We start from the raw sequence: 19,346 nt of genomic DNA, 5'->3' as shown, positions 1-19,346 counted from the left end.
ACTGCAGTTGGGTCAACGGTGGACGTGCCCAGCGACCGTACCGGATGTGCGAACCCTCCCAGGTTTCCGGTGCAGTCGCTGGGCACGCGTCGTTGACGGCCTCGTGGTGGCAGAGGATCAGTCGTCGGTCGACTGGACGATGTCCGGTAGCCGCATCACGGGCATGATGACCACGTCCCAGACCATCCAGTCCACTGACCGGCAGGCCTCCTCCGCCTCCTCGATCTGATCCAGGCTGACCTGACCGGAGAGCGGTACCAGGAAGACCTCGATGTGCAATCGCCGGCCCAGGTCCCGCACGCGGCAGCCGGCCTGTTCCACCCACGGCAGGGCCTGCACGGCTTGGGTGGCGTCGGCAATGGCCGGATGCGGGGCCTTGTTGTTCGGAGTGGTGGCTCGCCTGTCGATCAGGTCCAGGACGGCTGCCCGCAAGTGGTGGACGCCGTCCTTGAGGATGTCCATCGAGATGACGAAGGCGGCTGCGTAGTCCACCCACCACCATCCGAGGCCGATGCCGGCCACACCGACGATCGAGGCGGCATTGGTGAGCCAGTCGGCCTTGTTCATGTTCGCGTCGGCGAAGAGCACCTTGTCATTGAGGATCGGTGCGACCTTCAGCTTGGCCCGGGCCAGGAAGATGGGTGGAATGGCGATGACAGCCATCACCCCCATCATGATCCAGCCGAGCCAGACGGTGTTGCCGAACAGCTGCACCGTGCCGACCGTGGGGTGTTCAGCGGTCACCAGGCCGCTGACAGCCTCGTAGGCGAGAAACCCACCGACCAGGGTCAGGGCCACGGAGGCCACGAGGTGGCCGACGCCGGCGGCGCGGTGGGCACCGTAGGGGCGTTGAGCATTCTGGCGGAACCGGCGGATGGCGAGCAGAGAGACCAGAAAGGAGATCTGCGGGATCGTGGAGAGCATGTCTTCGATCCAGGCGGTCTTCATGGCCTGCGAGTTCCCCAGCACGAACGCGACGAGGGTGATCGTGCATGCCGTGATGCCCAGGCTGAGCCATTCCAGGCGCACCGCCTTGCGCAATGCCTCCTGCTGTTCGCGGGGTAGGTCCCAACCAAGCTTTTCTGATGTGTGCATCACGGGATCACCCTAGGCCTTGACCAGGTCGGTACCTACTGGTGCGCCCCTGAAAATTGAAGCGCTCATGGGCCCTGTTGGGTGGGCACGATGCTGATGCTGCCGGAGGTTTCCAGTACGGCCCACTTGATCTGGCCCATGGACTCCAGGCCTTGAGTCGAACGCGCGGCACTGAGGACATCTTCCATGGAGATCCGCTCCCGATCCATGACGACCTTGAGTGGACGTCCACTCTCCACGAGCACGACCGGCACACTCTCGAGGACCCACGCTGGCGTCCGGCTGTGTCGGTCTGCCGATCAGGGTTCTGGCCCGGAACCGGCTACCGTGGAGCGGGTGAGCACCAGCCAGCCAGCCTCAGAGAACCCACGGACCGACCACGCGTCGCCGGACGATGTGACGGAGCGGGCCGGAGTACCGGCGGACCACGGGACGAAGGTGGCCTCGATGTTCGACGGCATCGCCGGCCGGTATGACTTGATGAACCTCGTGATGACGTGGGGGCAGGAGCCCCGGTTCGTGCGCCGGACGGTGGAGAGAGCCGAGTTGCCGGACAGCCCGGTGGTCCTGGACCTGGCCACCGGTACCGGGGACATCGCCCTGGAGGTCCTCCGCTCACGCTATGGTGCCCGGATCACCGGCGCCGACTTCGCGCCCGAGATGATGGAGGTCGGCCGGAACCGGCCGGGTGGCGGGCAGATCGACTGGGTCGAGGCGGATGCCATGGACCTGCCGTTCGAGGACAACACGTTCGACGCCGTCACCCATGGCTACCTGCTGCGCAACGTGGCGGACATCCCCACCACGCTGGCTGAGCAGTTCCGCGTGCTCAAGCCCGGCGGCCGCATGGTCGCCCTGGAGACCTCCCCCGCGCCGGACAACATCATCAAGCCGTTCTCCACGGCGTACATCAAATACGTGGTGCCACAGATCTCCCGGCTGATCACTCGCACCCCGGACGCCTACGAGTACCTCTCCGCCACCAGCCGGGGCTTCAAGACGCCCGCACAGATCCAGGCGCTGCTGGAAGACGTCGGCTTCGAGGACGTGGGCCACGAGACCCACCTGTTCGGAACGCTCGCGATCCACTGGGCCACCAAGCCCCTCTGAGCCGCTCCTCAAGGCAGCCCTTCCCAGCTGGCCCCTTCGAGCGAGCCGGTGCGGGCGCCGGCAAGCCAGCCGTTCACCTTCCGCAGGGGCGGTTCTAGGCTGGGAGTACGCCGGTGCTCCGGCATCGGCAGTCCCTTGGAGGAACGCCATGCGAGACGAAGAGATCCGCGAGAACCAGAAGATCCACCTGCTGGAGAAGGACAAGACCGGGCTGTCCCCCGGATACCGCCTGCTGTGGCGGATCCGCTATGCGGCCAATGACGTCTACGGCCCTGCGAGCCGGCAGGCGGGACTGAACCCACGGGAGGCACTGAGGGTGGAGCGGGCCCAACGCGTGGCCGCCGCCTACCGGGCCCAGGGGGAGGAACCGCCGCCGGCCATCCGCCGAGCCGCCGGTGAGGACGGTGTGACGGAGTCGTGGGACGACGCTGGCCACGGTCGTCACGGTCAGCCGCCCAAACCCTTCCAGGAGGGCTACCGGTACTTCATGCTGAAGGACGGCGAGGAGCCTCCCGTCATGCGACCGAACGAGACCGGGGACAAGACCTGATCCAGATTTCAGTTAGTGGGCTAACTAAAATAGACTGGGCCCCGGCCACCGTAGCCGTGGTGGATTCCGAACCAGGGGGAGCCTGATGACCGAGCAGAGCCCACAGCACCAGCCGAACAAGCCCGCACGCCAGAAGGCCTACTCGGTGGTGAGGGACAAGACTGGCCTGGGGGCCTGGTTCCGGTTCCAGTGGCGGTTCATCTACATCGCCTCCTGCACGTTCGGCCCGGCCAGCCGACAGGGCACGCTGGACCCTCGCAAGCAGCTCCAGAAGGAGCGCGCCGTGAAACTCCTGCAGGGTTACCGGAACACTGGTCAGCAGCCGCCCGCCGAGTTGCTGGCGTTCACTGGCCTCTGATCCGCCGCCGGCCATACCGTGCATCCAGGCCGCGCATGATCACGGGTGGACGCGCTGCATCAGGGTTGTCATGAGCCGGTGCAGGTCCTTCAGTTCGCCCTCGTCCATCTGCAGTCGCTGCATCATCTCCACCGGCACCTGTTCGGCTCGCTGGCGCAACGTGCGGCCCTGCTCGGTGAGGGACAGGGCCAGGCCGCGGCCGTCGTCGGGATTCTTGGCCCGTTGGACGTAGCCGAGCGCCTCCAGGCGCTTGGTCAGCGGGGACAGGGTGGCCGGCTCCATGTGCAGTCGCCCCGCCAGATCCTTGAGGGACAGGGGCGCGTGCTGCCAGAGTGCCAGCATCACCAGGTACTGCGGATGAGTCAGCTTCAACGGTTCGAGCACGGGTCGGTAAGCGGCGATCACGCCCCGGGATGCCACGGACAGTGCGAAACAGATCTGGCTCTCCAGGGCCAGGGGGTCCGTGACGGGAAGCGGTTCATCCATACCTCTAGGATGCCTGATGTGTCCGGATACGGGCGCCCGGTGCCCGTGCGAGTGCGGATCCGGCAGGCGAGAGGAGTTCTCCTGGTGGCAGGACCGCATGGTTCCCGACGGCGGCGCCTCCGCCGGGCGGTCCTGGTCATCTGCGTGGTGCTGGCGGTCCTCCTGGCGGTGTTGCCCCATCCGCCGATCACCCGGCCGTGGGTCATGCCGGCCCTGCAGTCGCTCGTGCCCGTCCTGAGCGCGGTGGCCGGGGTGATCGCCCTCCTGGTACTGGTGTTCCGTCAGTGGTGGGCTGCCGGCGTGCTGGCCACCGGGGCGGTGCTCGGGCTGCTGCCGACGTTGGTGCCGGTCGGTCCCCTTGATGGGGCCGACGCCGGGGCTGGCATATAGCGCGGCGCGGACGCTGGAATCGAGGCTGGCAGGTTGACCGTGCTGAGCCTCAATGCCGAGTATGGCGGCGTGGACCCCGCCGCACTGGCCGCGGCGCTCGGGGCTGGGGGGACTGGTAGCGGTAGCGCCCACGGCGTCAACGGGGTGGATGTACTGGTCCTCGTGGAAGCCGACGAGGACCTGATCACGGCCCTGCGGGAGGAAGGGGTGCTGGACCGTCTGCCGTACCGCACCGCGACGATCCCGGACGAACCCCAGGGAGGCAAGGCGGGCGGTGCGGTGATCCTGTCCGCACACCCACTGCGGTCCGAGGGCGTCCTGCCGCGCTTCGCCGCATACCGTCACTTCGATCAGCCCGTGGCGGTGGTCGAACATCCGGACCTGGGCGCCGTGCGGGTGGTGGGCATCCATCCCGTGCCACCGATCGGCGAGGACTTCGTCCCCTCCTGGGATGACACGCTCCGCGGGCTGGACCGCTGGCAGGCTGCCCACGCAGACCTGCCCCTGATCCTGGCCGGGGACTTCAACGCGAGCCATGCCCACCCGCAGTTCCGGGCCCTGGCTGACGGGTTCACACCGACCGCATCAGCTGCCGGCCCGTTCCCGGGGCCCACCTGGCCGGTGGGGTCCTGGTTGCCGCCCTTCACGGCCATCGACCATGTTCTGCTGAGGGGGCTGGTGCCGATCGCCTACGAACGGCTGGACCTTGCCGGAACGGACCACCGGGGCATCCTCACCACGGTGGCGGGGGAACGCGTCACCGGGGGGACCCTGTGACCGCGGTGACGGCCCGGCCGGTTCCGCGGATCACCGCCTTCGCCACCGCCGTACTCGTCTTCGGCGCCGTCAACGCCCCCACGGTGCTCTACGCCGGATGGCGTGCTGATCTCGGCTTCTCCGCCACCGTCCAGACCCTCGTCTACGCAATGTACGTGGGTGGGCTGATCCCCGGACTGCTGCTCACCGGACGGTGGCTGCGGCGGCGCGGTCCCCGGACGCTGATGGTCCTGGCGGCGGCCGCCTCCGTGGTGGCCGCCTCGGCACTGGCGCTGGCGGGCGGGGTCGGCACACTGCTGGGGGCCAGGTTCGTCCAGGGTCTGGCGCTCGGCGTGGTGATGACCGCGTCCAGCGCCGCCCTCTACGGCGCGGACCCGCCGCGGGCCCGCTCCTTCACCGCACTGCTGGTCACCCTGACCGCGCTGGTCGGGGCCTGCCTCGGCCCCGTGATGGCAGGCGTGCTGGCGGACCTCTCCGGCGGCACCGCCCTGCCCATGCTGGCCGCGGCCGCCACCGTGGCGGCCGCGGTGGTCCTCTTGCTTGTGCACGGGCGGTCCCCGGCCCTACCGGCGACGCCGGCCCCCACCGGTCCGTCCACCGGCCCCCTGATCCTGGGGGAGACGGAGGCCCGTACCGGGATCCCGGACGCGTCCGCGGTGCCGCCTCCGGCGCTGGAGCCGGTTCCGGCTCTCGTGCCCCGCCCCCACCTGATGATCAGCCTCACCGCCGGCGCCAGCTGGGCCATGGTGGGCCTCTATCAGTCAGTGGGACCCGGCCTCATCGGCTCGGCCCTCGGCGTGGAGAGCCTGGCGGTGCTGGGCGGGATCGTGGCCGCGATGCTGGCGGTGGCCGGCATCGTCCAGGTATCCGCTCGCAACGTGGCCGTCCAGCGGGGCCGCCGGCTGGGCCTGTCGGCTCTGCTCGTCGGGATCTGCGGCTTTGCCGCCATGCTGCTGACGGGGCAGATGTGGTGGGCGCTGATCGCGGTGATGGGGGCCGGCGTCGGGCATGGGTTCACGTTCCTCAGCGCCACGCAGGAGATCGGCGAGTCGCAGCGCCGCCACCCCCTGAAGGCGGCCGCCTCCATGAGCCGCTACTTCACGATCGCCTACCTCTGCCTGGCGGCATTCACGCTGCTGCTCGGGATCGTCGGGGACCTGTGGTCCATGGTGCCGGCCGCGGTGACCCTGCTCGGGATCCTGGCCGCCGGTTGCGTGGCCATGCTGTTCTCCCGCAATGCCACCGCCTCCCCCCGATCATGAGAGCGGTAACTGCTGACCGCCTCGGCGAGTCTCGACGTCGACTGCGGCCGTGATGGGTGCCGGGGTCATCCTGCAGGTGGACCCCGCGCCGCGCAGGATCAGAGCCCGGGCCGATGACGGGGCGGGGGCCCCGCCGGGAGAGTGGAGGCATGATGAACCGACCCGCACCCCTACTCACCGCCCGTGGCCTGAGGAAGTCCTACGGCACCACCCATGCCCTGGACGGGGTGGACCTGACCGTCGAGGCCGGAGAGTCCGTGGCCATCATGGGCCCCTCCGGCTCCGGCAAGACCACCCTGATGCACATCCTCTCCGGGATCCTGACGCCCGACGCCGGCTCGGTCCACTTCACCGGCGCCGGCACCGGGTCCACGAACGGTGGCACGGAAGTCAGCTCCCTGAATGAGGAGGCCCGCGCGAAACTGCGTCGCGAACGACTCGGCTTCGTGTTCCAGGACGGACTGCTGCTGCCGGAGCTGACAGCCGTGGAGAACGTGGCCCTGCCGCTGATGCTCTCCGGCGTGCCGCGGCCGGCCGCAGAATCGCACGCCGCCCAGTGGCTCGCCGCCCTCGGATTGGAAGGGATGCAGACCCGCCGCCTCGGCGAGCTCTCCGGCGGACAGGCCCAGCGGGTGGCCATCGCCCGCGCCCAGGTGGCGGACCCGCACGTGGTCTTCGCCGACGAGCCCACCGGCGCCCTGGACTCCGCCACCTCCGCCTCGGTGCTCGGGGCCCTGCTCGACTCCACCGTCGGCCGCGGCCGCACCCTGGTGATGGTCACGCACGACCAGGCCACCGCCGACCGCTGCTCCCGCCTGGTGCGGGTGGCCGACGGCCGGATCGTCGCCGACTCGGCGGCCGCCACCACCGGAGGTGTGCGATGAACCACGAGACCATGCAACCCGGGACCCAGTCCGGCCATCCCGGCCCGACGCCGGACGGTCACCTGGGCGCGGTCCCGGACGGGCCGCCGTCGGGCACCGGAAGAGGCGGCACCGCCGCGGTGCTGAGGCTGTTCCTGGGCAAGCTGTTCTCCGACCGCCAGGTCTGGGGACTGCCCGTGACCGCGTTCGCGATCGTCGGCACACTGGCGCTGCTTGTGGCCGGAGGCGCCGCCTCGTTCTGGACGATCGAGGGGGACTTGGCCGGCTTCTACCTGATCCTCTCCGTCTTCGCGCTGATGCTCCTCGTGTTCCCCCTGGTCGGCCTGGCGGGGTCCGCCGCGAGGCTGCTGGCCCGGCGCCGGGACGAACGGCTGTCCTCCCTGCGCCTGCTGGGCGCCGGGACCCTCACCGTGCGGACCCTGGCCGTGGTCGAGTCCGTGGTGCTGGCCGCCGCTGGGCTGCTGCTCGGCGTGGTCGGCTACCTCGTCTTCATGCCCCTGGTCGGGCTGATCCCGTTCGCGGGGCGGCCGATCGGCCTGGAGGGCATGTGGCTGGGGACCGGGTGGCTGTTCGCCGTGGTCGGGGCCTTGCTGCTGATGGCCGCCGCCAGCTCGATGGCCGGGCTGCGGCGCATCGAGATCACCCCGCTGGGCGTGCGGACCCGGCAGCAGGCCGCCACCGTCCACTGGGTCCGCGTGGTGCTGGCCGTGGTGGGGCTGGTGCTGGCCCAGGTGCTGCTCAACGCCTTCGGGGCCGGGGACATGATGGTCGTGCTGATCATGCTGCTCGTCGGCTTCGGCCTGCCGATGCTGGCCCTGCACTTCATCGGCCCCTGGCTGGTGGGGCTGGTGACCCGCCGCACCTGGCGCCGCGCGGAGACGGCCGAGAAGCTCGTGGCGGCCCGCAACGTGCTCGAGTCCCCGCAGCAGGCCTGGCGGCAGATCGGCGGCCTCGCGGTGACCACCTACATCGGCGTGGTCGGCGGGGCCGGCATGGGCCTGGCGAACGCGGTCTCGGCCGAGGGGGCGCGGCCGGAGGACCTGGTGCTCATCGGCGACCTGCAGACCGGGGTGCTGCTGACCATGCTCATCGCCTTCGTGCTGACGGCGTGCTCCGTGGGTATCACCCAGGCGGCCCAGGTGCTGGACCGCGCCCAGATGTACCGCGGGCTGGGCCGGCTCGGGATGACCGAGCCGACCATGGAGGCCATCCGCCGCCGCTCCGTGATGGGGCCGCTGTGGATCGTGCTGGTCTTCACCCTCGTGGCCGCCGTGGTGACGACCCTGCCCGTGATCGGTGCCGCAGTGCTCTTCAGCCCCGCGTCCATCGCGCTCGTGGCTGCGGCCCTGGTGCTCGGCGTGCTGCTCGTCCGGCTGGGCGTCACGGCCTCCCGGCCCACCCTGCGCGGAGTACTCGCAGAGCGCTGATCTGTTGGCGTTGTGTCTGGAGAGATTCACGCCCGGGGTCGGGTTTCCGGTGAATCCCTCCAGACTCAACGTGGGAGTGTTGGGCTCAGTTGACGGTGCTCTCGCCCAGGTCCACGGTGGCGGTGTGCTCGGCGCCGTCGGCGTCTGTCCAGACCAGGCTCACGGAGTCGCCCGGGTCCAGCGAGCTGACCTGATCGGAGAGCTCGGAGGAATCGGCCACCTCGGTGCCGTCCAGTGCCGTCACGGTGTCACCGGCCACCAGACCCGCCGACTCGGCCGCGGATCCCGGGGCGACCTCCACCACGAGCGCGCCGGAGGCTGCTGAGTCGGTACCGCCGTCCCGTGATCCCCGCGAGCGCGGATCCGCGTACTCCTGCTGTGCCGCGGCAGCGGCGTCTGTCACGGTGATCCCTAGCGCCCCGGAGGCGCCGACCTGCACGCTGTCCGACTCCGTGCCGGCCACGATCTGGTCCGCGATGCCCAGGGCCTCGGTGATCCCGATGGCGAAGCCGTTGACCTGCTCGGAGGTCTGACCGGTGGAGGCCGCCGTGCTCATGCCGACGACCTGGCCGTCCTCGTCCACCAACGGCCCGCCGGAGTATCCGGGGACCACGTCCGCGTCCGTCTCGATCAGCCCCGTGAGGTCCTCGGTGTCCCCGAGGCTCTCCGCGGAGATCGACTGGTCGACCCCGGTCACCGTGCCGGAGACGGCGGTCAGGTAGCCCTGGCCGGAGCCGTTGCCCACGGCGGCCACGCCCTCCCCGGAATCCACCCCGGAGGAGTCGACGCTGATGGTGTCCAGCCCCGAGGCATCCTGCAGCTGCAGCACCGCCACGTCATGGGTGGCGTCCCGGCCCACCACGCTGGCCGTGTAGGTCTCACCCGTGTCCGCCACGGTCACCTCCACCTCGGAGGAGCCGTCCACCACGTGGTAGTTCGTCAGGGCGAGTCCGTCTGCGCTCAGCACCATCCCGGTTCCCGCACCCTCACCGAAGGAGGTCTCGGTCTCGACCAGGAGCACGCCCGGGGCGTCCTGGACCTCGACGCCGGCGTCAACCTGGGTGCCCGCGGCACCCTGGGCGCCACCGAAGGAGGCATCGGGGCCGCCGAAGGAGTACCCGTCCGGGCTCTCGGAGCGCTCCCCGCCGATGCCGCTGTCCAGACCGCTGCCCCGGCCACCGCCCGAATCGCCTGAGGAGCTGCCCGAATCGGGCACCGTGATGCCTTCGTGGACGTGGTCCAGGGTCTCGGCCAGCGTGGCGGGATCCGCGACGGTCTGTGCCGAGAACCCGTCCGCTGCGGACTCTTCCTCCGAGGAACCGATGCTGTTGGCCGGCGAGGAGGCGGCGGACGGGGGAGTGCCGGTGCTGACGGAGTCGGCCACCACGCCCCCGATGCCGCCGGCCACCATCAGTCCGGCGACAGCCAACCCCGCCACGGACCAGCGGATGCGGCGGGGTTTCTCCCGGGCGCCCCGGTGGGTGGTGTCCGCGGCGGCATCGGCCGAGGGCACGGTCAGCGGGGCCGTGTCCGGGTGGGCTGTGCCGGCAGGGCCTGTGGGCCGGGCGGACGGTTCGCGGGTGTTCGGGTCGGTACCGGTCATGGCGTGCTCCTGGGGATCGGGCGGTTCTCGATGCGTCAACACACCACCACCGCTGCCTCTGCGTCACGTGTGCCCTTCCTGTGACGGCACTGTGCAGGCCGAACGCACGGGCGAACGCACAGGGCGAACGCACAGGGCGGACCAGCGGCCGGCACAGCTGCGGCACAGAGTCGGCATCCAGGGTGAACATCACCTCAACATCCCCTGAACGGAAAGGGAGCGCGATGCCGTCCCTCCTCTATGTCGCAGCCGACCTGCTGGCCATCGGCGTGCTGGTCCTCGGCCTCTACCGCAGCCGCCACGGACGCAAGGACCTCGTGGTGTCCTTCCTGGGCGCCAACGTGGGTGTCCTCGCGGTGGCCGCCGCCCTGGCCGGGGTCTCCACCACCGCCTCACTCGGGGTCGGCCTCGGCCTGTTCGGGGTGCTGTCCATCATCCGGCTGCGCTCCACCGAGCTGGAGCAGCATGACGTGGCGTACTTCTTCTCGTCCCTGGCCCTCGGCCTGATCGCCGGGCTGGGCGTGCAGCCGGCCTGGCTGGCCGCCTCACTGATGGCCCTTCCCGTGCTGGTTCTGGCGGTCGTTGACCACCCCAGCTTCATGGGCGGTGCCCGGCGCCAGCGGATCGTCGTGGACCGCGCCGTCACCGGGGAACAGGAGCTCACGGACCACCTTCGGGACCTGCTGGGAGCCGTACCCCAGCGGATGACCGTGGTGGAGACGGACCAGATCCGGGACCTGACGATCGTGGACGTCACCTACCGGGTCCCGCGCGCCGGGCAACGGCCCACCCACCGAAGGCCCGACGCCGGCCCCGCGGTGCCCACGGTCCCTCCCGCCCCTGCCCCGGCAGGGATCACCCCCAGCCCGGTCACGGCGGCCACGCGATGAGCGACCCGTTCTCCGCCGCCGTGGCCACCCTGCCCACCCTCGACCTGGAGTCCATGAATCGGCAGGCGGCGCTGCACTTGCGGCACGACCGCAAATACATCGTCCCCGTCCCGGTGGCCACAGACCTGGTGCTGTGGGCCGGAACGGGCCGGGCCGGCGTCGGGCAGGCCATGGCCCTCGAGGTGGCCGGCACCGCCGCGAGCCCCTACGACTCGACCTACTACGACACCCCCGCGCTGGAGGCGTACCGGATGGCCGCGCGCCGGCACCGGCACCGCTTCAAGGTGCGCACCCGCCGGTACCCGGACACCGGCGACCGCTTCCTCGAGGTCAAGACCAAGTCCGCCTCCGGGCAGACCGTCAAGCACCGCATCCCTGGAGCCTCGAGGACGGGACGCTGGCCGGCGAGGGGCTCGGCTTCGTGGCCGAGCGACTCGGGCGGACGGTCGACGGTCCGCTGCGCCCGGTCATGCACACCTACTACCGGCGCACCACCCTGCTGCTGCCCGGCCTCGGGACCCGTCTGACCCTGGACCGCGACCTGCTGTGGACGCCGGCCCCTGCGGATCAGCCGGCGGACCACCCGGCGGACGTGAGGGGGCCGCTCCGGCTGTCCCGACGGCTCGTCGTGGAGACCAAGTCCGCCGGCCACCCGACCGCTGCGGACCGCTGGCTCTGGCGCCGGGGGATCCGGCCCGTGGCCGTCTCCAAGTACTGCGCCGGGCAGGCCCTGCTGCACCCGGACCTGCCGCACCACCGCTGGCACCGCACGCTGCACCGGGACCTCCCGGTGGTGCTCGCCGCGCCGATCGACCCCCTCACCCCAGCCGGACATCCCGCTGACCTCGAGCACCAAGGAGCACGACCATGACCCCCCGTAATCCGTTCCCCCAGCATCCTTCTGACCAGCACCGTACCCGCCGGCATCCCGCGGCGCTGAGGGCCACCGGAGTTGCCCTGAGCGCGGCCCTGATGCTCACCGGCTGCGCGGCTACCGGCACCGCGGCCGACTCCGAGGCGTCCGACGCCGGCACCTCCAGGGATGCGGCCGGCTCCGGGACCGCGGCGGGGACATCCACCACCACCTCCGGCTGGACCGACGCGGGGTGGACGAGCCAAGGGGCCACCGACGAGATCGCCGAGGCGACGCACTACGACGCGGACGACACGAGCTATGCCGAGGACGAGGTCACCGAGGTGGCCCTGGAGGGCACCGGGGCGAGTGCGACCGGCGCCGATGCGGACACCGTGTCCGTCACCGCGGGCGACGGGGAAGCGGTCCTGACGATCTCCGGCTTCGGCACCTACCGCCTCTCCGGCGACTTCCAGGGCACCGTGGTGGTGGCCTCCGGCACGGAGGACGCCGTGCGAGTCATCCTCGACGGTGCGGCCATCACCTCCTCCACGGGCTCGGCGCTGCGGGTCGACTCCGCCGACGAGGTGACCCTCCTGCTGGCCGAGGGCAGCGAGAACTCCCTGGCCGATGCAGAGGCCTACGTGGACACCTCGGAGGACGCCGCGGACGCGGCCCTGTACTCACGCGCGGACCTGACGATCGCCGGATCCGGGTCCCTCGTCGTGGCGGGCAACCATCTCGACGCGATCCACGGCAACGACGGCCTGGTGGTCGACGGGGCGAGCGTCACCGTCCAGGCGGCCGATGACGGGATCGTGGGGAAGGACTACGTGGCCCTGATCTCCGGCACCGTGGACGTCACGGCGGCGCAGGACGGGGTGAAGTCCTCCAACGCCGAGGAGTCCGACCGCGGCTGGCTGACCGTCTACGGCGGCAGCCTCCAGGTCTCCGCCGGTGACGACGGCGTCAAGGCCGAGTCCACCCTGACCGTCCGGGACGGCGAGGTCACCGTGACCGAGTCGACCGAAGGCCTGGAGGCCTACGCGATCGTGGTCTCCGGCGGCGCGATCGACGTGATCTCCTCGGACGACGGCCTCAACGCCTCCGGGGAGCTGGCCACGGCGGACTCCACGGCTGACGCCTCCGCCGAGGACTCCGACGCGACCACCGAGGACTCCGCGGGGGATGTGGCTGCGGGCGGCGTCCCGGGCGGGGGCATGGAGGCGGCCGGCGGGCAGAGCGTCACCGTCACCGGCGGCGCCCTGACGATCACCGCCGAGGGCGACGGCCTGGACTCGAACGGGAGCGCGGAGATCTCCGGTGGCACCGTGGTGGTCAACGGTCCGGAAGGCAACGGCAACGGCTCGATCGACGTGGCCGGTGACCTCACGGTGACCGGGGGCACCCTGGCGGCCGCCGGCAGCGCCGGCATGGCGCAGGGCCTGGGCGAGACCTCCACCCAGGGCGGGTTGCAGGTCACCCTGCCCGAGGCGGTCGAGGCCGGGACCACGCTGGTGGTGGCGGATGCCGAGGGCGCCGTGGTGGCGGCCTTCACCACGGTGAAGTCCGCCGAGAACCTGGTCCTCTCGGCCGCCGGGATCGAGGACGGCGGCGAGTACACGGTGTACAGCACCGCGGATTCCGGGGCCGAGGCCGGGCTGGCCGCCGGGGAGACCCTGGACGGCTCGGTAACCACCGACGGCGCCACGGAGCTGGCGACCGTGACGGCGGGGGAGTACTCGGCCGGGATGGGCGGTGGCATGGCGGGCGGCATGGGCGGCGGTCCCGCCGGCGGCCCGGGCGGCGCACCGGCCTGGTGATCGCGTGATCGCGCGTGGCACAACCTTCACAGGTCCAGCACAGCTTCAGCACGTTGCTGCGACAGGATGGTGCCCTGTACTGGAACCATGTCCCCTATGAAACCGACCCCCGCCACCTCCTCGGCCACGTCCCTGTCCGCCCTGCGCGACGTGCTACCGCAGCTCTCCCACCCGGACGGCTCCCCGGTGCGCGCCCTCGTGGTGGATGACGAGCCGATGCTGGCCGATCTGGTCTCCATGGGGTTGTCCCTGTGCGGCTGGGAGGTGCGGGTGGCTCATGCGGGGCGGGCCGCCGTCGAGACCGCCCGGGAGTTCGCCCCGGACGTGTTGGTGCTGGACTGGATGCTGCCGGAGCTGGACGGACTCGAGGTCCTCGCCAAGATCCGCGTCTTCCGCCCGGAGGTGCCCGCCCTGATGCTCACGGCCAAGGACTCCGTGGACGACCGCATCCGCGGCCTGGCCGCCGGCGGCGACGACTATGTCACCAAGCCGTTCTCGCTCGAGGAGGTGCTGATCCGCCTGCACCGGCTGGTCCAGCGCACGGGCGTGATGGCCCAGGACGCGGACGAGCTCGTGGTGGGGGACCTGAGCCTGAACGTCCGCACCCGCGAGGTCTCCCGCGGCGGCGAGGCGATCGAGCTGACCACCACCCAGTTCAACCTGCTGCAGTACCTCATGGAGAACCCGCGTGCGGTGCTGTCCAAGGCCCAGATCCTCGAGAACGTCTGGGACTACGACTTTGGCGGTCAGGCCAACATCGTGGAGCTGTACATCTCCTACCTGCGCAAGCGGATCGACGCCGGCCGCGCCCCCATGATCCACACCGTCCGCGGTGCCGGCTACGTCATCCGGCCGGCCTGATGACGGCCCAAGCCCCAGCCCCAGCCGCAACCCAGGCCCCAGCCCGGACCCGACGACGACCCTCCCTGGCCCTGCGCACCGCCCTGGGCGTGGTGGTCCTGCTGGCCGTGGTGCTGGCCGCCCTCACAGCGACCTCGCTCGTGCTCAGCGGCCGGGCGGTGGATGCGCAGTTGGAGCACCAGGTGGAACAGGCCTGGGAGCGCTCCCTGACCTTCCTGCGCGGCCCCGGGGGCCCGGACGGCGGATTTCCCGACGGCGGCGCCCCCGAGGGCGTGTCGTCACCGGACGCTCCTTCCGCGGGTGGCGGCCTCGACCGCAGCCCCCTGGAGGCCCCCGGCCAGCCGGCCGGGATGCTGGCCCTGGTGCAGGTGGGGGACACCGTGGTGGAGGCCTCCCGGCTGGACGTGGACGGGCAGGCCGTGGAGCTGTCTGCGGCCGACGTGCAGGCGCTGGCCTCGGTGGTGGACGCGGTCGAGGGCGCGGAGGAGACGGACGGCTCGGACGGATCGACCGTGCAGAGGGTGGAGCTGGACTCGGGCGGTTACCTCGTGCGGGCCGCGGCGTTGGATGCGGTGTCCGGTGCCGGACAGGTCTCCCCGGCCGTGGCGGTGGCGGGCCTGCCGACGGCGGAGGTGGATGGCACCAAGGCCGCCTTGGCCTGGGTCCAGGTCATCGGTTCGTTGACAGCGCTGGTGGTGGCCGGCGTCGCCGGTTGGTGGTGGATCCGGCGCTCCCTGCGCCCGCTCGCGGAGGTCTCCCGCGCGGCGGCCCGCGTGGCGGAGGTACCCATGGGCTCGGGCGAGGTCTCGCTGGAGCGCTACCGGGTGCGGGGCGGCCTGGCGCAGCCGGGTGACGAGGTCGGTGAGGTGGGGCACGCGCTGAACCGACTGGTCGACTCGGTAGACGGAGCCTTCGAGCAGCGCAACCGCTCGGAGCGGAAGCTGCGGACGTTCGTGGCGGATGCCTCCCACGAGCTGCGTACCCCCCTGGCCGCCGTGCGCGGCTACACCGAGATGGTACGGATGACCGAGCCGCTCAGCCCGTCCGGGCGGGACTCCGTGGACCGGGTGCTTGTGCAGGCGGACCGGATGGGCTCGCTCGTGGAGGACCTGCTGCTGCTGGCGCGGCTGGATGCGGCGGAAGCCGAAGGGGGCACCGGCACCGGCGACGCCGGGGACCGACAGGCCGTGGACCTGGGCGAGATCGTGGTGGACGCCGTCATGGATGCCACCGCCGCCGGCCGGGACCACACCTGGATCGTGGATGTGCCGGAGGGCGAGGTGACCGTGGCCGGTGACCGGCGGCAGCTGGCCCAGCTGGTGGCCAACCTGCTCTCCAATGCGCGCAAGCACACGCCCGCCGGAACCACCGTGGCCGTGCGGCTCGACGTGGTGAACGGGGCCGGAGGTCCTGGTGCCGGATCCGCGCGGTTGGAGGTCCAGGACGACGGGCCGGGGATCGACGCGGGGCTGCTGCCGACGCTCTTCAACCGCTTCGTGCGCGGAGACGCGGCCCGTACCGGAACCGGCGTCGGGGCCGAGGGTTCCACGGGGTTGGGGCTGTCGATCGTGCGGTCGGTGGCGCGGGCCCACGGTGGCGACGTGCAGGTGGAGTCCGGTCCGGGGCGGACGGTGTTCACCGTGGAGCTGTCACCGACCTTGCCGTAGCTATCGTTTAACGATAGTTTGGCATCGAAAGACAATCGATGGAGGACTGTCATGCCCGCTCCCGTTCCCACGTCTGTGCCGCGATCCCTCGTGGTCATCCTGCGGACCATGCTGGTGCTCGCCGCCACCGGCTCGCTGGTGGTGCTGGCGGTGATCCTGCCGCTGCTGTGGATCGACCTCGAGCCGGCCCCGTTGGAGGTCGCCGTGTCCCTGGTCGTGGTCCTGGCCCTCGGGGTGGTGAGCCTGCAGGTGATCGGCGTGTGCATCTGGCGGCTGCTGACCCTCGTGCTGCGGGGGCGGATCTTCTCCCGCGAGGCCTTCCGCTCCGTGGACGTGATCACCGGTGCGATGGCCTGCGGCGGCGTGCTCTTGGTGGCCTTCGGGGTCATCCTGAGCGGCGGCACCACCGCTCCGGGGCTCGTCCTGCTGGTCGGCGGGGTGGCGTTGCTGGCCTTCGCGGCCGCGCTGACGGTCAACGTCGCCCGCCGGTTGCTGGCCCAGGCCGTGGACCGGGACGCCCAGGCCCGGCGGCTCGAGGACGAACTCTCGGACGTGATCTGATGCCGATCGTCGTGGACGTGGACGTCATGATGGCCCGGCGCAAGATGTCGGCCGGCGAACTGGCGGAGGCCGTCGGCATCACCCCCGCCAACCTGGCCGTGCTGAAGAACGGGCGTGCCAAGGCCGTTCGGTTCACCACATTGGCGGCCTTGTGCCGCGTGCTGGACTGCCAGCCCGGTGACCTCCTGCGCTGGGAGGCTGCTGGGCGGGATGCTCCGGAGGACGACCGCGGGGAGGACGGCCATGGCGGCGACTGAACGGAGCGCTGACGTAGATGTCCTGGTGGTCGGGGCGGGCCTGGCCGGACTGCACTGCGCCACCCAGCTGGCACGCGCCGGTCATCAGGTGCTGCTGGCGGAGCGCCGCCCCACGTTGACGGGCACCGTCCGGACCACCGGCATCTTCGTGCGCCGGACCCTCGAGGACTTCGCGTTGCCCGAGGAGCACCTGGGGCCGGTCATCCGTCGCATGGTGCTCTACCCGCCCGGGTTGACGGGTCCGGTGGCACTGACCAGTGATCGCGACGAGTACCGGGTCGGGGACATGGGGCCGCTCTATGTGGCGGCCGCCCGCGATGCCGTGCGGGCCGGCGTCGACCTGCGGCTGGCCACGCGCTTCACCGGCCTGCGGGAGGGTACGTATCTCCTCGAGGATGCCGCCGGCCCGCTCCCGGTCCGGGCCCGCTTCGTGGTCGGGGCGGACGGCGCCCGGTCCAGGGTCGCCCGCGAGCTCGGGCTGAGCCGCAACACCCGGCTGCTGATGGGTGCCGAGGAGGTGTTCCCCGATCCAGATCCGCGCGTGGAGCCCACCTTCCACTGCGTGGTGGACCCCAGGGTGGCCCCCGGCTACCTGGCCTGGGTGCTGCGGGACGGCGAGCATGTACACGTCGGCACCGCCGGCCATGCCACGCGCTTTCCCCGCGGCCTGTACAGCGCCCTGCGCGACTTCAGCGCGCGGGCCCCGGGGCTGGAGGGCGTGCCGCGGCCGGCGTCGGTGGAGAAGCGCGCCGGGCCGATCCCCGTGGGCGGCGTGCTGCCCCGGATCGCCGCCCCGGATGGGCTGCTGGTGGGTGATGCCGCCGGGGCGGTCTCCCCGTTGACCGCCGGAGGACTGGACCCGTGCCTGCGGCTGTCCGGCCACGCCGCCGCGGTCCTGGACGAGGCCCTCCGAGCCGGCCGGGTGGATGCCCTGGAGTGCTACGACGGCCACGCCCTGCGAGCACGGTTCCGCAAGCGGCTGCTCCTGCGCAAGGGCCTGGACGGGCTACGCACGCCGGCTCTCGCCACGAGCGCCTTCGCTGTGTTGAGGACGCCGCCGGGCCAGGCGCTGGCGCGGCGGATCCTCTTCGGCAACGGCTCCTTCCCGCTGCCATAGCCAGTGTCCGGCCCCCCTTCTGTAGCCCGTGCGCAACCAACTGAGTCGGCAGTTGTGGTGGCGATCCCGCCCCGGACCGCCACCACAACTGCCGACTCGATGCGGGTTCTCCCGGAAAGAAGTACAAATCTCAAGGAATGGAACGGGTCCGGTCCAGTGTTCACCCTGATGTGACCGAGAATCCCAGCCCCCAGCCACAGCCGGCGCCCAATCCTGCTCCCACTCCTGCCGCCCTTGCCGCCCCGCGGCCCAACCCGTCCACCGAGCGCGCCGACTCCGTGCCCGCCGGCACGGTCGAGTTCGGGCTGCATACCTTCGGCGATGTCACCCAGGACCTCGACGGTCAGCGTCTCGACCACCCCCAGGTGCTCCGCAATGTCGTGGCCGAGGCCGTGCTGGCAGACCAGGTCGGCGTGGACGTCATCGGCATCGGCGAACATCACCGCCCCGACTACTCCGTGTCCTCGCCGGAGATAGTCCTGTCCGCGATCGCCGGACAGACCGAGCACATCAAGCTGATCTCCGCCGTCACCGTGCTCTCCTCGGATGACCCGGTCCGCGTCTACCAGCGCTTCGCGACTCTGGATGCCGTCTCGAACGGCCGCGCCGAGGTCTCCCTGGGCCGCGGCTCCTTCATCGAGTCCTTCCCGCTGTTCGGCTACGAGCTCTCCGACTACGAGATGCTCTACGAGGAGAAGCTGGACCTCTTCTCCCGGCTGCGCACCGAGCAGCCCGTGACCTGGCAGGGCAGCACCCGGGCCGCGCTGCAGCGCCAGTCCGTGTTCCCGACGACGGCCCACGAGTCCGGCCTGCCCGCCTGGGTGGCCGTCGGGGGCACCCCGACCTCGGTGGTGCGGGCAGCCACCTATGGCATGGGGCTCGAGTTGGCGATCATCGGCGGGACTCCCGAGCGGTTCCGGCCCTTCGCCGAGCTCTACCGCCGCGAGATCGCCTCCCGCGGCTTCGAGCCCCGCCGCGTGGCGCTGCACTCGCACGGCTTCGTGGCCGCCACGGACGAGGAGGCCGCCGAGCGGTACTACCCGCACTGGGAGGCCTCCATGCGCAAGATCGGCGCCGAACGCGGCTGGCCCGCCCCCTCGCCCGCCCAGTTCCGGCAGGAGGTCGCCCATGGCGCGCTGCACCTGGGCTCGCCGGAGACGGTGGCCCGCAAGGTGGCCGCCAGCGTGCGGGCCCTGGACGCCGGCCGCTTCGGCATGAAGTACGGCAACGGCTCCCTGCCGCACGAGTTCATGATGGACTCGATCGAGCTCTACGGCTCGAAGGTCAAGCCGCTCGTCCTGGACATGCTCGCCGGCTCCTGACCAGCCGCCCCAACCCCTGGCATCACGAGATCGGTAACTGTCGATCTGCCCGG

At 71.2% G+C, this 19,346-nt stretch carries 22 protein-coding genes; 18 read left to right on the top strand and 4 right to left on the bottom strand.

From position 1 onward, the window contains the following. Positions 1-117 precede the first annotated feature (117 nt). Together IEX49_RS04620 and IEX49_RS17125 are read right to left on the bottom strand one after the other, a co-directional pair. Positions 118-1,095: a cation diffusion facilitator family transporter gene (locus IEX49_RS04620; RefSeq protein ID WP_188805051.1), complete on the bottom strand. Its 978-nt coding sequence runs from the start codon at positions 1,093-1,095 to the stop codon at positions 118-120. 65 nt (positions 1,096-1,160) lie between these two features. After that, a complete protein-coding gene (locus IEX49_RS17125) occupies positions 1,161-1,349 on the bottom strand; it encodes a YetF domain-containing protein (protein ID WP_373286679.1) in 189 nt (62 codons plus the stop codon). A gap of 82 nt (positions 1,350-1,431) precedes the next feature. On the opposite strand from IEX49_RS17125, the gene IEX49_RS04610 reads away from it, so the two are divergent. From IEX49_RS04610 to IEX49_RS04600, 3 genes are all read left to right on the top strand, one after another. Then, entirely contained in the window at positions 1,432-2,205 is a 774-nt protein-coding gene (locus tag IEX49_RS04610; protein WP_229672240.1) for a ubiquinone/menaquinone biosynthesis methyltransferase, read from the top strand. Positions 2,206-2,353: 148 nt separating this feature from the next. Then, positions 2,354-2,755, top strand: coding sequence for a hypothetical protein (locus tag IEX49_RS04605; RefSeq protein ID WP_188804652.1), 402 nt, complete (start codon positions 2,354-2,356; stop codon positions 2,753-2,755). A gap of 85 nt (positions 2,756-2,840) precedes the next feature. After that, a complete protein-coding gene (locus IEX49_RS04600; RefSeq protein WP_188804650.1) occupies positions 2,841-3,113 on the top strand; it encodes a hypothetical protein in 273 nt (90 codons plus the stop codon). Between the two features lie 39 nt (positions 3,114-3,152). On the opposite strand, the gene IEX49_RS04595 is transcribed toward IEX49_RS04600, so the two are convergent. Continuing rightward, positions 3,153-3,599, bottom strand: a complete 447-nt coding sequence (locus tag IEX49_RS04595; RefSeq protein ID WP_188804648.1) for a MarR family winged helix-turn-helix transcriptional regulator — start codon at positions 3,597-3,599, stop codon at positions 3,153-3,155. Between the two features lie 84 nt (positions 3,600-3,683). Here IEX49_RS04595 and IEX49_RS04590 point away from each other — a divergent pair, with 84 nt between their 5' ends. From IEX49_RS04590 to IEX49_RS04570, 5 genes are all read left to right on the top strand, one after another. Beyond that, a complete protein-coding gene (locus tag IEX49_RS04590) occupies positions 3,684-3,989 on the top strand; it encodes a hypothetical protein (RefSeq protein WP_188804646.1) in 306 nt (101 codons plus the stop codon). A 39-nt stretch (positions 3,990-4,028) separates the two neighbouring features. Then, positions 4,029-4,766, top strand: a complete 738-nt coding sequence (locus IEX49_RS04585; RefSeq protein WP_229672279.1) for an endonuclease/exonuclease/phosphatase family protein — start codon at positions 4,029-4,031, stop codon at positions 4,764-4,766. Further along, positions 4,763-6,028, top strand: a complete 1,266-nt coding sequence (locus tag IEX49_RS04580) for an MFS transporter (RefSeq protein WP_188804642.1) — start codon at positions 4,763-4,765, stop codon at positions 6,026-6,028. The genes IEX49_RS04585 and IEX49_RS04580 overlap by 4 nt, the downstream gene beginning before the upstream one ends. 149 nt (positions 6,029-6,177) lie before the next feature. Next, positions 6,178-6,912, top strand: a complete 735-nt coding sequence (locus IEX49_RS04575) for an ABC transporter ATP-binding protein (protein WP_188804640.1) — start codon at positions 6,178-6,180, stop codon at positions 6,910-6,912. Beyond that, entirely contained in the window at positions 6,909-8,339 is a 1,431-nt protein-coding gene (locus IEX49_RS04570) for an ABC transporter permease family protein (RefSeq protein ID WP_188804638.1), read from the top strand. The genes IEX49_RS04575 and IEX49_RS04570 overlap by 4 nt, the downstream gene beginning before the upstream one ends. An 85-nt stretch (positions 8,340-8,424) precedes the next feature. Here the strand turns inward: IEX49_RS04570 and IEX49_RS04565 are convergent, their stop codons facing one another. Then, positions 8,425-9,942, bottom strand: coding sequence for a S1C family serine protease (locus IEX49_RS04565; RefSeq protein WP_188804636.1), 1,518 nt, complete (start codon positions 9,940-9,942; stop codon positions 8,425-8,427). Between the two features lie 224 nt (positions 9,943-10,166). On the opposite strand from IEX49_RS04565, the gene IEX49_RS04560 reads away from it, so the two are divergent. From IEX49_RS04560 to IEX49_RS04515, 10 genes are all read left to right on the top strand, one after another. Then, positions 10,167-10,832: a DUF4956 domain-containing protein gene (locus IEX49_RS04560; RefSeq protein ID WP_188804634.1), complete on the top strand. Its 666-nt coding sequence runs from the start codon at positions 10,167-10,169 to the stop codon at positions 10,830-10,832. Then, the gene (locus IEX49_RS04555) at positions 10,829-11,359 is read left to right on the top strand and encodes a VTC domain-containing protein (protein ID WP_188804632.1); all 531 of its coding nucleotides are present in this window, start codon (positions 10,829-10,831) and stop codon (positions 11,357-11,359) included. Before IEX49_RS04560 ends, IEX49_RS04555 begins: the two co-directional genes overlap by 4 nt. After that, positions 11,302-11,703 (top strand): VTC domain-containing protein, encoded by a 402-nt coding sequence (locus IEX49_RS04550; RefSeq protein ID WP_188804630.1) that lies wholly within the window; start codon positions 11,302-11,304, stop codon positions 11,701-11,703. Before IEX49_RS04555 ends, IEX49_RS04550 begins: the two co-directional genes overlap by 58 nt. After that, a complete protein-coding gene (locus tag IEX49_RS04545; protein WP_188804628.1) occupies positions 11,700-13,508 on the top strand; it encodes a carbohydrate-binding domain-containing protein in 1,809 nt (602 codons plus the stop codon). Before IEX49_RS04550 ends, IEX49_RS04545 begins: the two co-directional genes overlap by 4 nt. A gap of 96 nt (positions 13,509-13,604) precedes the next feature. After that, positions 13,605-14,369, top strand: a complete 765-nt coding sequence (locus IEX49_RS04540) for a response regulator transcription factor (protein ID WP_188804626.1) — start codon at positions 13,605-13,607, stop codon at positions 14,367-14,369. Next, the gene (locus tag IEX49_RS04535; protein ID WP_188804624.1) at positions 14,369-16,036 is read left to right on the top strand and encodes a sensor histidine kinase; all 1,668 of its coding nucleotides are present in this window, start codon (positions 14,369-14,371) and stop codon (positions 16,034-16,036) included. The genes IEX49_RS04540 and IEX49_RS04535 overlap by 1 nt, the downstream gene beginning before the upstream one ends. A 51-nt stretch (positions 16,037-16,087) precedes the next feature. After that, positions 16,088-16,597 (top strand): DUF2975 domain-containing protein, encoded by a 510-nt coding sequence (locus tag IEX49_RS04530; RefSeq protein WP_188804622.1) that lies wholly within the window; start codon positions 16,088-16,090, stop codon positions 16,595-16,597. Then, positions 16,597-16,854 (top strand): helix-turn-helix domain-containing protein, encoded by a 258-nt coding sequence (locus IEX49_RS04525; protein WP_188804620.1) that lies wholly within the window; start codon positions 16,597-16,599, stop codon positions 16,852-16,854. The genes IEX49_RS04530 and IEX49_RS04525 overlap by 1 nt, the downstream gene beginning before the upstream one ends. Further along, on the top strand, positions 16,841-17,971 hold the full coding sequence (locus tag IEX49_RS04520; RefSeq protein WP_188804618.1) for an NAD(P)/FAD-dependent oxidoreductase: 1,131 nt from the start codon (positions 16,841-16,843) through the stop codon (positions 17,969-17,971). The genes IEX49_RS04525 and IEX49_RS04520 overlap by 14 nt, the downstream gene beginning before the upstream one ends. 170 nt (positions 17,972-18,141) lie before the next feature. Next, the gene (locus tag IEX49_RS04515; protein ID WP_373286677.1) at positions 18,142-19,293 is read left to right on the top strand and encodes an LLM class flavin-dependent oxidoreductase; all 1,152 of its coding nucleotides are present in this window, start codon (positions 18,142-18,144) and stop codon (positions 19,291-19,293) included. Positions 19,294-19,346: the final 53 nt, after the last annotated feature.

Source organism: Citricoccus zhacaiensis (assembly GCF_014645315.1).
Lineage (GTDB): Bacteria > Actinomycetota > Actinomycetes > Actinomycetales > Micrococcaceae > Citricoccus > Citricoccus zhacaiensis.
The sequence above is the reverse complement of the archived record's forward strand: the minus strand, read 5'-3'. Positions and strand labels throughout refer to the sequence as shown.

Excerpts from the sequence above, each read along its gene's own strand:
- IEX49_RS04550 (WP_188804630.1), top strand. The coding sequence starts at position 11,302 with ATGCACACCTACTACCGGCGCACCACCCTGCTGCTGCCCGGCCTCGGG.
- IEX49_RS04600 (WP_188804650.1), top strand. The coding sequence starts at position 2,841 with ATGACCGAGCAGAGCCCACAGCACCAGCCGAACAAGCCCGCACGCCAG.
- IEX49_RS04525 (WP_188804620.1), top strand. The coding sequence starts at position 16,597 with ATGCCGATCGTCGTGGACGTGGACGTCATGATGGCCCGGCGCAAGATG.
- IEX49_RS04535 (WP_188804624.1), top strand. The coding sequence starts at position 14,369 with ATGACGGCCCAAGCCCCAGCCCCAGCCGCAACCCAGGCCCCAGCCCGG.
- IEX49_RS04545 (WP_188804628.1), top strand. The coding sequence starts at position 11,700 with ATGACCCCCCGTAATCCGTTCCCCCAGCATCCTTCTGACCAGCACCGT.
- IEX49_RS04565 (WP_188804636.1), bottom strand. The coding sequence starts at position 9,942 with ATGACCGGTACCGACCCGAACACCCGCGAACCGTCCGCCCGGCCCACA.
- IEX49_RS04605 (WP_188804652.1), top strand. The coding sequence starts at position 2,354 with ATGCGAGACGAAGAGATCCGCGAGAACCAGAAGATCCACCTGCTGGAG.
- IEX49_RS04520 (WP_188804618.1), top strand. The coding sequence starts at position 16,841 with ATGGCGGCGACTGAACGGAGCGCTGACGTAGATGTCCTGGTGGTCGGG.
- IEX49_RS04530 (WP_188804622.1), top strand. The coding sequence starts at position 16,088 with ATGCCCGCTCCCGTTCCCACGTCTGTGCCGCGATCCCTCGTGGTCATC.
- IEX49_RS04570 (WP_188804638.1), top strand. The coding sequence starts at position 6,909 with ATGAACCACGAGACCATGCAACCCGGGACCCAGTCCGGCCATCCCGGC.
- IEX49_RS04555 (WP_188804632.1), top strand. The coding sequence starts at position 10,829 with ATGAGCGACCCGTTCTCCGCCGCCGTGGCCACCCTGCCCACCCTCGAC.
- IEX49_RS04575 (WP_188804640.1), top strand. The coding sequence starts at position 6,178 with ATGATGAACCGACCCGCACCCCTACTCACCGCCCGTGGCCTGAGGAAG.
- IEX49_RS04560 (WP_188804634.1), top strand. The coding sequence starts at position 10,167 with ATGCCGTCCCTCCTCTATGTCGCAGCCGACCTGCTGGCCATCGGCGTG.
- IEX49_RS04595 (WP_188804648.1), bottom strand. The coding sequence starts at position 3,599 with ATGGATGAACCGCTTCCCGTCACGGACCCCCTGGCCCTGGAGAGCCAG.
- IEX49_RS04620 (WP_188805051.1), bottom strand. The coding sequence starts at position 1,095 with ATGCACACATCAGAAAAGCTTGGTTGGGACCTACCCCGCGAACAGCAG.
- IEX49_RS04540 (WP_188804626.1), top strand. The coding sequence starts at position 13,605 with ATGAAACCGACCCCCGCCACCTCCTCGGCCACGTCCCTGTCCGCCCTG.